This window comes from Streptomyces sp. NPDC031265, from assembly GCF_055570295.1.
On record NZ_JBVIHM010000019.1, the window covers coordinates 31207 to 43764 of the forward strand.

Sequence of the window (12558 nt, forward strand, 5' to 3'; positions counted from 1 at the left end):
GTGAAAAGGGCATCACGTTGTCAGGACGCTCGGACGACGGACCCCGCCGCCAACCGGCGGCGCAGGCCCCCGCCCCGTCGAAGGAGCCCTATGCCAACCGCCCGAGAAGACACCATCCGCACGGAATCGCCGCCCGTGGCACCGGCGGCCACGGGCCGCAGCCGCGCGCTGGACGGCCTACCCGAGGTGGCCAGGCCCGAGGCCCTGAGCACCGACGACGCGCAGTCCCTCTCGGAGACCATGTTCCGGCGCCTGGCCGAGCTCGACGAGGGCACGCCCGAGCACGCGTACGTACGGAACACGCTGGTCGAGCTCAACCTCAGCCTGGTCAAGTTCGCGGCGCGGCGGTTCCGCAACCGCGCCGAGCCGATGGAGGACATCGTCCAGGTCGGCACCATCGGACTGATCAAGGCGATCGACCGCTTCGAGGTCGAGCGGGGAGTGGAGTTCTCCTCCTTCGCGCTGCCCACGATCACCGGTGAGATGAAGCGGTTCTTCCGCGACACCAGCTGGGCGGTCCAGGTACCCCGCAGGCTTCAGGAGCTGCGTCTGCGGATGGCCAGGGCCCTGGAGGTACTCGGCCAGGAGCTGGGCCGCCCGCCGACGACGGCGGAGCTGGCCGTCCACCTCGGGGTGACCGAGGCCGAGGTCGTCGAGGGCGAGCAGGCGGCCAACGGGTACATGGCGCGTTCGCTCGACATCCCGGACGACGAAAGCGGGGCCGCCGTCGGCCTCATGTGCAGGCTCGGCGAGGAGGAGGGCGCGTTCGACGTCGTCGACTCGCTGGAATCCCTCAAACCGCTCATCGCGGGCCTCACGGACCGCGAGCGCACTCTGCTCTCCCTGCGCTTCGGCGAGGAGCTCACGCAGGCCGAGATCGGCGCCAGGGTGGGACTCTCGCAGATGCACGTCTCCCGCCTGCTGGCCCAGATCCTGGAACACCTGCGTGCGGGGCTGCTCGAAGACGTCCCCGAATCCGTCGCCGCCGAATCGGGCACCGTCGAATAGGCCGGAGCCCGGTCAGCGGCTCTCGGGAGAGTGGCGGTACCCGGGCGAGTGCGTGCGCTGCCGCGAGGGCAGTACGACCTCCACCCACACCACCTTGCCCGTCCCCACCGGCATCGAGCCCCAGTCCCCGGCGAGCCGGTCGAGCACCATCAGACCGTGACCGCCGGGCAGCGAGGGGGCCCGGGGGCGGCGTGTGGGGGCGACGGGACTGCCGTCGGCCACCTCCGCCCGGAGGTGGCCGTCCTCGTGGCGCAGCACCAGCTCGCGGGGGCCGCCCGCGTGCAGACAGGCGTTGGTGACGACCTCGGAGACGAGCAGGAGCACATCGTCCACGCGTGCGCGGTCGTCCTCCTGCACGGCCGTGGTCCACCCCCAGTCGGCCAGCGCGTGCGCGGTGAAGTCCCGGCAGCGGGTCACCACGCCCTTCGTGCCGAAGAGCTCAAGGCGGCGGATCTGGCTTCGCCCGGCCCGGCTCGTGTCGCCCATCGCCTTCTCCGCTACTCCGGCGGGCGGCCCGCGAGCGCCTGGCCCAGGTCGGAGTGGATACGGAACACCGCGTCCGCACCGGTGATCTCGAACATCCGGGCGACGGGCGGCTGGAGCGCCACGAGCTCGATGCCGGCGCCCGTGGTCTGCGCGGCCGCCGCCCGCGCCCGCAGCAGCGCGTTCAGCCCGGTCGAGTCGCAGAACCACAGAGCGGCGCAGTCGACCACGATCCGTTCCGGGGCCTCGGTGATCTGCTCCGCGAGCGCGGCACGCAACGGCTTCACCGTGTCGTGGTCCAGCTCACCGGTGAGCGAGAGCACCGCGATCCCGCCGATCCGCCGCGCCGCGACGGCGAACCGTCTGCCTCCGGCGGTGCTCCCGTCATGCGAGTCGTCGCTCGTGTCCGCTGCCATGAGTCACCCGCCTCCTTTGCCACTGCCCGGTGCTCCGCACCGGCGCCTGTAGGGAGAGTGCCCAATGATCGGCGCTCTAGTGCGCGGGCGGGGCCGTGGGTCCGGCCCACTCATCCTGCCCGGCCCGGGCGGCGTCGCGATCGGTGTGGCCGAGCCGTGTGTGTGCCCCGGCCCGCGCCCCGTATCGATGCCTGTCCGGTTTGAGCTGCTGATACGGGGTGACCCGGAAGACAGCGTGAGAATCCGGAGAACGAGAGAGGGGCACCGATGGGCATCACCGACAGCGCGGCCAGGCTCGCGGCCGAGGCGGACGTGAAGGGACGCACGACGCACGCCACCCACAGGACGACCGAGGCGGTGGCCGGGGTCCAGACGGCGGTCGGCCAGGCGGCCCGCACGGTCCGGGACCACACCCCCGCGCCCGTACGCCGGGCGACGGCCGTGGCAGCGGTGGCCGGGCGCGCCCACCCCCAGCAGCTCGTGCTGGCCGCGGTGGCCGTGGCGGCGGCGTTTTTCGTCCTGCGGGGCCGACGCGACAAGGAGTGAGGGCGCCCGCCGCCACGCCGCTCCGCACGCCGTTCGGCCGACCGAGGACCGCGCCCGGTCGCACGCGCGGGCGTCCGGGCGCAGCATGGAAGGCGGAAAGTCGTGCCGATCGGCCTGGGCCTGGCCAGCGGGCGTGTCCCGCACAGGGGCGTACGGGTGAGGAGGCCGGTGATGGCTGGTGCGCAGTCCTTCCCGGCCCGTTCGGGGGCGAGAGATCCGTCGCTGGTGGCCGGTGGTCTGCTGGACGTGCTCGGGGTGGCCGCGGTAGTCCTTGACGCCGAGGGCCGCATCCGGCTGTGGAGTCCGCAGGCCAAACGGGTGTACGGGTACACCGCCGAGGAGGCCCTCGGGCAGTACGCCGCGAAGCTGCTGGTGGACGAGGAGCACCGCCATGTGGTGCTGGGTCTCTTCGCCCAGGTGATGTCCGGTGAGGGCACCTGGGCGGGGGTGTTCCCCGTCCGGCACAAGGACGGCAGCACGCTCCTGGTGGAGTTCCGCAACGTACGCCTCGAAGCCGACAACGGCCGTATGTTCGCGCTGGGCCTGGCCTCCGAGCAGGCCACGCTGCGGCGGGTGGAGCGCGATCTGGCCCTCTCGCTGCGGCTCGTGGACCAGTCGCCCATCGGCCTGGCGGTCCTCGACACCGAGCTGCGGTACGTCCTGGTGAACCCGGCCCTTGAGCGCATCAACGGCATTCCGGCCGACGAGCACCTGGGGCGCCGGATCGTCGACGTACTGCCGTTCCTGGACGGGGCCACGGTCGAGACGAGGATGCGCCAGGTGATGGCGAGCGGACGCCCGGTGCTCGACGAGTTCACCACCGGCCGCACCGCCGCCGACCCCGAGCGGGATCACGCCTGGCTGGTGTCGGTGTACCGGCTCGACGACCAGGCGGGCCACGTCCTGGGTATCGCGGTGTCCGTCGTCGATGTGACCGAGCAGCACGAGGCGGCCGTCTCCGCCGCCCAGGCGCGGCGCCGGCTGTCACTGATCGCGGACGCGTCCGTCCGCATCGGCACCACCCTCGACCTGGAGGTGACGGCCCGCGAGCTGGCCGACGTCGCCGTCCCGGAGGTGGCGGACATCGCGGCCGTCGACGTGCTCGACACCGTCCTGGCCGGTCCCCGGCCGGGGGAGGCGGACGGCGGCGCCGTGCGGTTCCGCGCGCTGGCGCTCAACGCGGCCTACCCCACCCCCGCCACCAAGGCCGCCGACCCGGTCGGCGACGTCGCCCTGTACGGCCCCACCCGGCTGGTGACCCAGTGCGCCCGCACGGGCCGCCCCGTCCTCGTCCCGCGGGTGCGCCCCGAGGATCTGCCGCGCATCGCCCGCAACGAGGACGCCGTCCACCTCCTCGCCGCCGCCGGCGTCCACTCCTACCTCGCCGTCCCCCTCATCGCCCGCGGCCAGGTCCTCGGCGCACTCGACCTCAAACGCGCCCGCAACCCCGCCCCCTTCAGCGAGGACGACGTCCTGCTCGCCACCGAACTCGCCGCCCGCGCGGCCGTGTCCATCGACAACGCCCGCTGGTACCAGCGCCAGCGCGAGACGGCTCTGATGCTGCAGCGCCACCTCCTGCCCCAACGCCCGGTCGCCCCGAGCGGGCTGGACATCGCCTACCGCTACCAGCCGGCCGCCGCCGACGACGAGACCGGCGGCGACTGGTTCGACGTCATCGCCCTCAGCGGCGACCGTACGGCCCTCGTCGTCGGCGATGTGATGGGCAGCGGAATCAACGCCGCCGCCACCATGGGCCAACTGCGGGCCACGGCCCGCGCACTGGCCCGTCTCGACCTGGACCCCGCCACCGTACTGACCCATCTGGACGCCGCCACCGCCGATCTGGGCGATGCGACGGCGACCTGTGTGTACGCGCTCTACGACCCCCACACGCACCTGTGCCACATCGCCGTCGCCGGTCACCCACCCCCGGTGCACCTGCGGCCCGGCCGCCCGCCCCGGCTCCTGGACCTGCCCACCGGTGCGCCACTGGGCGTGGGCGGCGTGCCGTTCTCGACCACCGCCGTCACCCTCGACCCGGGGGACGATCTCGTCCTGTACACCGACGGTCTGATCGAGACCCGCGACCAGGACATCGACACCCGTCTGGCGACCCTCACCGATCTGCTGACCGGCCCGAGCCGCCCCCTGGAGGACACCTGCGACTTCCTCCTCGCGGCCCTGCGCCGCCCGGACACCCACGACGACGTCGCCCTGCTCATCGCCCGGGTCCACGCACTCGCGGACACCTGACCGGGCTCACATCTTCGTGCCGAAGTCCTGGGTCCACCAGGGGCCCCCGGAGCCGTTGTGGATCCCGACCCCCAGCTCCCTGAAGGCGCAGTTGAGGATGTTCGCGCGGTGCCCGGGGCTGTTCATCCAGGAGTTCATGACGTCGGCCGGGGTCTGCTGGCCGCGGGCGATGTTCTCGCCGTAGGTGGACCACTGGTAGCCGGCGGCGTGGATGCGCTCGCCCGGGCCCGCCCCGCTCGGGTCGGTGTGGTCGAAGAAGTTCTGTGCCGCCATGTTGTCGGAGTGGCGCTGCGCGGCCGTGGCGAGCCGGGAGTTGTCGGTCACGGGTCCGCAGCCGTTCCTGGCCCGCTCGGTGTTGACCAGCGCGATCACCTGCTGGGCGGTCGACCCCTGCCTGGCGAGGGAGTTCGGGGCGCTGGGGGAGTGCGACGCGGGAGTTCGTGCGGCGGCACTGCGCGGTGCGGGGCTGTGCGCGGCCGGCTTCGGCGAGGCGGCCGATCGGCTCGGTGACGGCGATGAACTCGGCTTCCGAGAGGCCGAGTTGGGCGACCGTGTGGGCGACGGCCCGGTGGCGGTGGCGCCGTCGGGGCTCGCCGTCGTGACGGTGGCGTCGGCCGGGGCGTCCGCGACGGTGTGGCCGGGCGCGGACGGATCGTTCGAGAGATGGATGACCACGGCGAGGCCGCCTATCGCGGTGGCGCCCGCCAGCACCGCGGCGGCACGGCGCCGCCGCCTGGCACGGTCCCGGTCGCGGCGGAGCTCGCCCCGGGTCGCCGCCTCGGCGTGCGCGCCTCGGCCACGGGGTGCCTGGCGGTGGCGGCCGGGCGCCGACTGCGCCCGTACGGGCTCCGCCGTGGCCCCTTCGGGTTGGGGTCCATCGGCCACCCCGTACGCCATGGGCGCGGTACCCCGGTGTGCGGCCAGGGCCGCGAACAGACCGGCCGCCGAGGCCACCGGAACCAGGGCGAGCCCCGCCAGCAGGCCTTCGGGCGGTACGAGTCCGCTGCCGAGGCCGGAGCAGACCGGGCACACGCGGGTGTGCCGGGTGATGCGTTTGCGCCACAGTGCGGAGGGCACACCGTCCCAGAGCGGGAGCAGGCCGGTGAGTTCGTGGCAGCGCGGGGCGACCGCGAGGGTCCGTACCACTTGGCGGCACGCGTCGAGCCGCTCCTTCATGCGCTGCACGCGTACGGCCGTGTGCTGCGGGGACAGTTCGAGCGACGCGGCCACCTCGGCCCGGGTCAGGCACCCCGCCGTCTCCAGCCACCACAGCGAGAGCAGCCCCCGGTCCTCCGGCTCCAGCCAGCGGGTGGCTTCGGCAGCCTCCCTGCGTTGCCCGGAGAGCCCGAGCCGCAGGATCGTCAGGTCGACGAAGTCGGCGCCGGGGTCGGGCAGGTCGCTCGTCTCCTGGATGCCGGTGCCGTCCGGCCGGGTGCGGGCGCGCTGCCAGTACTGGCGCAGCTGGTTCATGGTGATGGCCACCACCCACGACCGGAAGCTGCCGGAATCCCGCAGCCCCGCCAGGCCGTCGAGCATCCGCAGCACGCTCTCCTGGACCACGTCGTCGACATCGGCGTGACCGTTCAGCGCCCGCCCGACGATGTTGTACACCAGCGGCAGGCAGGCCGCGACGAGCTCGTCCTGGGCCTGCTGATCACCGGCTCGCGCCGCCTCGACCGTGGCCGTCCCGTACTCCATGTTCACGCCTCGTCCACTCTCCCCGGGCCCCGGTGGTCTCCGGGCTCCAACCGACTGCTTCTCCACCGTGGGAGATCGACGGGGGACCGGCGGATAACGAAAAACGTGGAGGGAGTTTTTTCGCGCCCTCGGTCACGCCGCGTCACACCGTCCGTCGGGTCACGAGATGGCTCACGGAGTCATCGAGAACTCCGCCAACCTGGTCTACACGGGGCAGTCCGACGCCATGAACGAGGCGCTCGCGGACTACTTCGGCAACGCCATCGAGACGGACGCGTACGGCATTCCCACCGACAACCCGGACTCGGGCCTGGTGGGCGACGCTGTGCCGGACGAAGTCCCCGCGCGCCTGCGCGCTGCGCTACCTGAACGACGGGCGGACCACCGCCAAGTCCTGCATCGGCGCCGGTTTCGAGGCGGACAACGGCGGTGTCCACCTCAACTCCTCCATCTTCGCGGGCGCGCTGTGGGACGTGCGCGAGGACGTCGGGGCGGCGCCGACGGCAAGGGCCGGCTGAAGCTGATGAGCCCCACCGACGGCCGCTACCAGGTCAACCCGGCGACCGACGGCAAGAACGTGGCGTGGCAGGCGTACGGGGCGAGCGGCGTGGACATCCTGGCCCGGCCGCCCGCGGGCGGACCGGTCAAGGTGCTGTGGCACACCAGCCGCAGCGTGGGCAGCTCCACGTCCGTCGACGGGGGCACCGTGGCCTTCCCGTACTACAACTACGGCGGCAGGCCGGGCGTGGCCTATCTGAGCATGAAGGAACCGGCGAACGTGGTCCAGATCGGCGGCGGCACCTACCACCGCTCGCCCTTCCCGTCGGTGAGCAACGGCAAGGTCGTCCACCAGGACATGCGGCGGGTGCGCGCGGCCGTCTACGAGTACGGCACCCGTGTCGTCCACGTCGCCACGGGTGCCGACACGGTGGTCCAGCGGTCCACGGCGGGTGCGAGCCTCGGCCCGACGGCCATCAACCACACCCACGTCTTCTGGCTGACCGACGAGGTCGACGGTGATGGCAGGACGGCCTTGCGCCGGGCCGGGTTCGACGGCTCCGGCGTGGTCGACCTCAGCCCGGAGAGCGGCCCGGACGGGCTGGGCGGCTACGACCTCACCGCCTCCGAGGACGCGGTGACCGTCGCGCTTGGGGAAGGCCCCCGGATCCCCGACACCGAGTACCGCAACGAGTCGCTCGCCGAGCTCTGGCAGTTCCCGGCGGCCTCACCCACTGGTGAGGGTGTGCGCGGGGAGCGGATGTCGTGCAACCGGGGCGAGCAGTTGTCGGCCGCCGCGGCGAGCGGGCGCCAGGTGGTGTGGCTCGACGCGACCGCCGGCATCAGCGATGTGGTGACGTGCCCCCGGCTCGCAGGCCGCTGCGCCTGACCAGGGAGCACGAGGCTCGGCGGACAGGTGCTGTCCGCCGGGCTCCATGCGGCTGATGCGGTACGGCGGGAAAGTCATCGACCCGATCCAACCCGGCGGATGAGAAGTGTCAGGCCTTCACGGGAACGGCGTCCGCGGTGGGCGTCACGGCAGGCGTCTTGTCCGGGCGGGCCGTGTAGAAGACGGAGCCCTGCTTGCGCTCCCGCTCCAGTTCGCCCTTGGCGACGAGTGCTTCGAGGGTATTGCGGACGACCTGGGGGCTGGTCTTGCGGTCGGGGTGGGCGGTCGTCAGTTCGGTGAGGATGTCGGAGACCGTACGCGGCTCCTGGTGTCCGTCGAAGAGGCCGAGGACGACTTCGCGCAGGGAGGGTCCGGAGGTCTCCGCCTTGCCCCGGGAAGCGGTCTTCGCCGGAGCCGTGTTCTTGCGCGGGGTCCGCGCGGGCTTGGCCGCCGCGGCCTTGACCTCGGTCTTCTTCGTCCGGGGGGTGGGTACCTTCGCCGGTGCGGCGGCCTTCGCGGGAACGGACTTGGCGGGGGTGGCCTTCGTGGGGGTGGCCTTCGCCGGGGCGCCGGTGAGGGTGTGGTGCATGGTCTGCAGCAGGCCGTGGTCCCGCTCCAGGGCTTCGAGCTGGCCCTTGAGTGTGTCGAGTTCGGCGCGGATGCGTGATTGGTCCTGCTGGTTGGCATCCAGATCTGCGGTGACCCGCGCCGCGTACTGGTCCTTGAGTGTGGTGGTGTCCGGCTCGTCCGCCATGGGAGTTCGCTTTCCTCGTGCTGGATGGTGCCGCCGGATGCCGGCCCTTGCTGCGGGCACAGCACAGGCGAGTACGCAGAAAGATACACACCTAACCCAAATAAACGCAGCCCGTCTGAATCGCCTGCACACTAAAGAGTTGATGAGAGAAACGGTGAGTCTCTCGATCACGCGGGGACCGCCGGTTATCGAACACGTCCTACGACCGGCGTGGTAGGTGGACCACGGTTGCCTACCGCGAAAGTTCACCCCGGAATGAAACCTCGGTCTGATGTCCCGTCAGCAGCAGTCGCCCAGTGTGCGGTTGCCGGAATTCGCATGGGAAAACGGACGCGGAAACGGGAGACGACATGAGTGCTGTCAACGTCAACGGACGTCGGGTGTCGGTCGCTCTGAGCGCGGCCGCGCTGATGGTGGGGAGCCTGCTCGGCGCCACCGCGGCGCAGGCCAAACCGGGCGTCGCCAACATGGGTACGGGATCGGGGAACAAGGCCGGGATCAAGTGCGTCCAGCGCGCGTTCAACGCGTACGCGGGTACCAAGCTGGCCGTGGACGGCGTCTACGGAAAGAACACCAAGGACGCCGTGGTGAACTTCCAGCGCTTCTGGCACCTCCCGGTCGACGGGATCGTGGGCCCGAACACCGGCGGCACGATCGAGTTCATGGTGGCCCAGAACAACGGCGGCAAGGACGTGTGGCGGACCGACGGCTGCTGGGCGGTCGTCCCGACCAAGAACTGACCGGGCCGCACAGGTGCCGGTGCCCGTGCCCGTGCTGTCACGTGGGCTGTGACCGGCATCACCAGCATGGTCCCGTCGCACCGGGGCACCTGGACTCCAGGCCCCGTCGCGTCCCCCGTCGCGACGGGGTCGCCCCTGTCCCCGTACCCTGTGCGGTCCGGCCCGGCGGCGGTCGGGGCGGCTCTTTCGTGAAAGCGAGGGGGATTGACTCATGGGAACCCTGGGCAAGTGCGCAGGGGCGAGTGCGGGCGGTTCCGCATGCAGGACGGGGGCAGTGAGGTGAGTGAGGAAACGGCTCCAACATGGAGGACCGGACTCGTGCCGGTCGACGCCGCGGAGGCGCGCAGGCGCGTGAAGACGCTGCTGGGCGCCGCGCTGGACAGATCGCCGTTGTCGACGCAGGACCCGGCGGTCGCGGACGCGCTGCTCGTGACGTCGGAGCTGGTGACGAACGCGCTGCGGCACGCGGGCGGCGTCACGGCCTTCGAGGCGATGGCGGACCGTGTGGGGCTGCGGCTGGTGGTCGAGGACGCGAGCACGGGGCTGCCGTCGACGAAGGAGCCGAGCGGTGACTTCACCCCCGGCGGCTACGGATGGCCGATGATCTGCCGCCTGGCGACCAGTGTCACCGTCAGCCTGCTGCCCGCCGGAGGCAAGCGCATCCAGGTCTTCCTGCCGCTGTGATCGCCGCTGTGAGCTGGGCGGCGTGAGGCCGTGAGCGGCCCGGCGAAACCGGTCGGCCGACCCCCCAGGTCTGTCAGGGCGGTGCCGACCGCGGCGACGACCACGTACACCGCTGAGAGCTGGGCGAAGCTCAGGAGGCCGAGGGCGTACGTGGCGGGGACGCTCAGCAGATACCAGCAGATGGGTGTCGGCGGCGTACTGGCCCGTACGCCGCCGACAGCCACCCGAACCCGCGTCACTCCGTGGCGATGCCCATGCCGGTGCGGAGCTTGGTGAGGATCCGGCGCAGGATGCGGGAGACCTGCATCTGGGAGACGCCGAGCGTCTCACCGATCTCCGCCTGGGTGCGCTCCTCCACGAACCGCAGATGCACGACGAAACGCTCGCGCTCGGTCAGGGTGTCCATCGCGGGCGCGAGGGCCTGGAAGTCCTCGACCAGCTCCATGGCCGGGTCCTCGCTGCCGATGATGTCGGCGAGGGCAGCCTCGCCCTCCTCCTCGTTGCCGGACAGGGCGGCGTCGAGGGACGAGGAGTGGTAGCCGTTGGCGGCCAGCTGGGCCTCCAGGACCTCCTCCTCGCTGATGTCCATCAGCTCGGCCAGCTCCTTGACGGTGGGGGAGCGGTCCAGGCGGCTCTCCAGCTCGGCCCGGGCCTTGCCCAGCTCCGTCCGGCGCTCCTGCAGGCGGCGCGGGACGTGTACGGCCCAGGTCGTGTCGCGGAAGAAGCGCTTCATCTCGCCGACGACGTAGGGCACGGCGAATGTGGCGAACTGCGTCTCGCGCGACAGCTCGAACCGGTCGATGGCCTTGATCAGTCCGATCATGCCCACCTGGACGACATCCTCGATCTCGTCCGCGTACTGGCGAAAGCGCCGCGCGGCGAATCGCACGAGCGACATGTTCATCTCGATGAGGGTATTGCGCGCGTACTGATAGCCGGGCGTCCCCTCCTCCAGTACCGCAAGCTGCTCGAAGAAGAGCCGCGACAACTCCCGTGCGTCACGTGGCGCGAGTTTGTCGGGGCACTCGACCAAAGGCAGCTCGGGTGCCACCTGGCTCCGCTGACCCACCATGGTTCCGACCTCGACCGTCGTCATGATCCCTCCCTGGACCGACCTGTACGCCTTCCAACATGCTCCGATGCCAAGAGCGTGTACCCAGGAAGTCCCCTCTCACACGGACTCATTTCCGAACAGGCCGAAATGATTTGAGCGCGGCACCCGCCGTCGGAGAGGATCGCGGGCATGTTCTCGCGCAAGCACCGCCGTCCGAAGTCCGCCGAACTCCTCAAGGCCTGGGAGTGCCTGGACGCGGGTGACACACCCGGCGCCGTGCGGCTGCTCCGGACCGCTGGGGAGGACCTGCCACTGGGCGAGGTGGCGCTCGTGGCCGGGCGCGCCGCCAAGGCGGCCGGTTTCGACGACCTCGACCGGGCCGCCGCGGCGGTGGCGGCCCGCCCCGACGACGACCGGGCCCTGTACGACTTCGGGTACGCGTGCATCGAGCGCGGCCTGTCCTTCCTCGCCGTCCCCGCCCTGCGCGAGGTACTGACCCGCAACTCGGGCGCGCTCCAGGTGATGCGCGAGCTGGTGGCCGCGTACGAGAGCGAGAACCGGCACGGCGAGGCGGTCGAGCTGCTGGCGCGCCACGAGAGCGGCTTCGAGGAGTGGCCCGACCGCTATCTGCTGGTCTTCAACGCCATCATGGCGGGCGACCTGGCCCTGGCGAACCGCCAGCACGGGCTGCTGCCCGCCCCGGAGGACCCGATGTGGCTGCCCGCGCACCGGCGCCAGCGGCACATGCTGGAGCGCGCCGCGAGCGCCGGCCCTGTGAGCGCCCTCGACCACGCCGATGTGCGCGGCTGGCAGTTCGTCATGGGCGGTACGGTGCTGGGCACGCTCTCCCCGTTCGGTTTCGGTGCCGGGATGAACGGCCGGTACGCCTGGCTGCAGGACTCGTACGGCGAGTGCCTCCAGGGGCTGCTGCGGCTGAAGGCACTCCTTGACGCCGCCGGGGTGCGGCCGCGCTCGGTGTCGCTGCTGCCCGACCGGGGCAGCCGGATCCTCGGCCTGGCCGCCGCCGACGTGCTGGGGCTCCCGGCCGAGCCGTTCGCGCCGGGGCGCGAGGACACCGTGCTGATCGCGTACGACCTGAACGAGCTGGCGGCGGTCGACGAGGGCCCCGAGGTCCTCGGGCGGCTCCAGGAGCGGGTCCCCGGGCAGGTGCTCCACGAGCACGCGAGCAGCTGGACCGACCCGCCCGTCATCACCGCCGACAGCGTCGCGCTGCTGCACCAGTCGGTGGTCGCGCCCTGGGACGGGCAGCTGCGCGCGGGCGAGGACGGCGAGGTCGAGCGGGCCGGGGCCGACGAGCGCCCGGACGCGGTGATCGCCGCCGAGATCGTCGGCGCCGACCCGTCCCCGAGCGAGGGCGACGGCGAGACGCCCGCGGATCCGGACGAGCGCTTCACCGAGTTCGTCACGGCCGTACGGGGCTCGTGGCTCCTGGGCGAGCGCACCCGGCTGACGTCGACCGGCCCGGTGCCCAGCTCCAAGTTCGCCTGACGCCCGACGTGGTGTCGCCCGGCCGT

12 protein-coding genes are annotated in these 12558 nt (G+C 71.9%); 7 read left to right on the forward strand and 5 right to left on the reverse strand.

Features of this window, described 5'->3' with window-relative positions:
* The first annotated feature begins 90 nt into the window (after positions 1 to 90).
* Positions 91 to 1008 (forward strand): SigB/SigF/SigG family RNA polymerase sigma factor, encoded by a 918-nt coding sequence (locus ACZ499_RS25905; protein ID WP_468678354.1) that lies wholly within the window; start codon positions 91 to 93, stop codon positions 1006 to 1008.
* A 12-nt stretch (positions 1009 to 1020) separates the two neighbouring features.
* Here the strand turns inward: ACZ499_RS25905 and ACZ499_RS25910 are convergent, their stop codons facing one another.
* Positions 1021 to 1494 (reverse strand): ATP-binding protein, encoded by a 474-nt coding sequence (locus tag ACZ499_RS25910; protein ID WP_468678356.1) that lies wholly within the window; start codon positions 1492 to 1494, stop codon positions 1021 to 1023.
* Positions 1495 to 1505: 11 nt separating this feature from the next.
* The gene (locus ACZ499_RS25915) at positions 1506 to 1907 is read right to left on the reverse strand and encodes an STAS domain-containing protein (protein WP_468678357.1); all 402 of its coding nucleotides are present in this window, start codon (positions 1905 to 1907) and stop codon (positions 1506 to 1508) included.
* A 267-nt stretch (positions 1908 to 2174) separates the two neighbouring features.
* On the opposite strand from ACZ499_RS25915, the gene ACZ499_RS25920 reads away from it, so the two are divergent.
* Together ACZ499_RS25920 and ACZ499_RS25925 are read left to right on the forward strand one after the other, a co-directional pair.
* Complete coding sequence (locus ACZ499_RS25920; protein WP_468678359.1) at positions 2175 to 2453, forward strand: hypothetical protein; 279 nt, start codon at positions 2175 to 2177, stop codon at positions 2451 to 2453.
* A 171-nt stretch (positions 2454 to 2624) separates the two neighbouring features.
* The gene (locus ACZ499_RS25925; protein WP_468678360.1) at positions 2625 to 4706 is read left to right on the forward strand and encodes a SpoIIE family protein phosphatase; all 2082 of its coding nucleotides are present in this window, start codon (positions 2625 to 2627) and stop codon (positions 4704 to 4706) included.
* A 6-nt stretch (positions 4707 to 4712) separates the two neighbouring features.
* On the opposite strand, the gene ACZ499_RS25930 is transcribed toward ACZ499_RS25925, so the two are convergent.
* Positions 4713 to 6404 carry a sigma-70 family RNA polymerase sigma factor gene (locus tag ACZ499_RS25930; protein ID WP_468678361.1) on the reverse strand — a complete coding sequence of 564 codons (1692 nt, stop codon included), beginning with the start codon at positions 6402 to 6404 and terminating at the stop codon, positions 4713 to 4715.
* Positions 6405 to 6570: 166 nt separating this feature from the next.
* On the opposite strand from ACZ499_RS25930, the gene ACZ499_RS25935 reads away from it, so the two are divergent.
* A complete protein-coding gene (locus ACZ499_RS25935; RefSeq protein WP_468678363.1) occupies positions 6571 to 7791 on the forward strand; it encodes a M4 family metallopeptidase in 1221 nt (406 codons plus the stop codon).
* Between the two features lie 109 nt (positions 7792 to 7900).
* Here the strand turns inward: ACZ499_RS25935 and ACZ499_RS25940 are convergent, their stop codons facing one another.
* Positions 7901 to 8545, reverse strand: coding sequence for a hypothetical protein (locus tag ACZ499_RS25940; RefSeq protein ID WP_468678365.1), 645 nt, complete (start codon positions 8543 to 8545; stop codon positions 7901 to 7903).
* A 350-nt stretch (positions 8546 to 8895) separates the two neighbouring features.
* Here ACZ499_RS25940 and ACZ499_RS25945 point away from each other — a divergent pair, with 350 nt between their 5' ends.
* Positions 8896 to 9285 carry a peptidoglycan-binding domain-containing protein gene (locus ACZ499_RS25945; RefSeq protein WP_468678367.1) on the forward strand — a complete coding sequence of 130 codons (390 nt, stop codon included), beginning with the start codon at positions 8896 to 8898 and terminating at the stop codon, positions 9283 to 9285.
* Between the two features lie 318 nt (positions 9286 to 9603).
* Positions 9604 to 9969 (forward strand): ATP-binding protein, encoded by a 366-nt coding sequence (locus ACZ499_RS25950; RefSeq protein ID WP_385545284.1) that lies wholly within the window; start codon positions 9604 to 9606, stop codon positions 9967 to 9969.
* A gap of 235 nt (positions 9970 to 10204) precedes the next feature.
* Here the strand turns inward: ACZ499_RS25950 and ACZ499_RS25955 are convergent, their stop codons facing one another.
* On the reverse strand, positions 10205 to 11065 hold the full coding sequence (locus ACZ499_RS25955; RefSeq protein ID WP_385545286.1) for a SigB/SigF/SigG family RNA polymerase sigma factor: 861 nt from the start codon (positions 11063 to 11065) through the stop codon (positions 10205 to 10207).
* 147 nt (positions 11066 to 11212) lie between these two features.
* Here ACZ499_RS25955 and ACZ499_RS25960 point away from each other — a divergent pair, with 147 nt between their 5' ends.
* Complete coding sequence (locus ACZ499_RS25960; RefSeq protein WP_468678369.1) at positions 11213 to 12532, forward strand: hypothetical protein; 1320 nt, start codon at positions 11213 to 11215, stop codon at positions 12530 to 12532.
* Positions 12533 to 12558 lie beyond the last annotated feature (26 nt).

Coding starts and splice junctions, on each gene's coding strand:
- ACZ499_RS25930 (WP_468678361.1), bottom strand. CDS start 6,404: ATGGAGTACGGGACGGCCACGGTCGAGGCGGCGCGAGCCGGTGATCAG.
- ACZ499_RS25910 (WP_468678356.1), bottom strand. CDS start 1,494: ATGGGCGACACGAGCCGGGCCGGGCGAAGCCAGATCCGCCGCCTTGAG.
- ACZ499_RS25925 (WP_468678360.1), top strand. CDS start 2,625: ATGGCTGGTGCGCAGTCCTTCCCGGCCCGTTCGGGGGCGAGAGATCCG.
- ACZ499_RS25945 (WP_468678367.1), top strand. CDS start 8,896: ATGAGTGCTGTCAACGTCAACGGACGTCGGGTGTCGGTCGCTCTGAGC.
- ACZ499_RS25940 (WP_468678365.1), bottom strand. CDS start 8,545: ATGGCGGACGAGCCGGACACCACCACACTCAAGGACCAGTACGCGGCG.
- ACZ499_RS25905 (WP_468678354.1), top strand. CDS start 91: ATGCCAACCGCCCGAGAAGACACCATCCGCACGGAATCGCCGCCCGTG.
- ACZ499_RS25935 (WP_468678363.1), top strand. CDS start 6,571: ATGGCTCACGGAGTCATCGAGAACTCCGCCAACCTGGTCTACACGGGG.
- ACZ499_RS25915 (WP_468678357.1), bottom strand. CDS start 1,907: ATGGCAGCGGACACGAGCGACGACTCGCATGACGGGAGCACCGCCGGA.
- ACZ499_RS25960 (WP_468678369.1), top strand. CDS start 11,213: ATGTTCTCGCGCAAGCACCGCCGTCCGAAGTCCGCCGAACTCCTCAAG.
- ACZ499_RS25955 (WP_385545286.1), bottom strand. CDS start 11,065: ATGACGACGGTCGAGGTCGGAACCATGGTGGGTCAGCGGAGCCAGGTG.
- ACZ499_RS25920 (WP_468678359.1), top strand. CDS start 2,175: ATGGGCATCACCGACAGCGCGGCCAGGCTCGCGGCCGAGGCGGACGTG.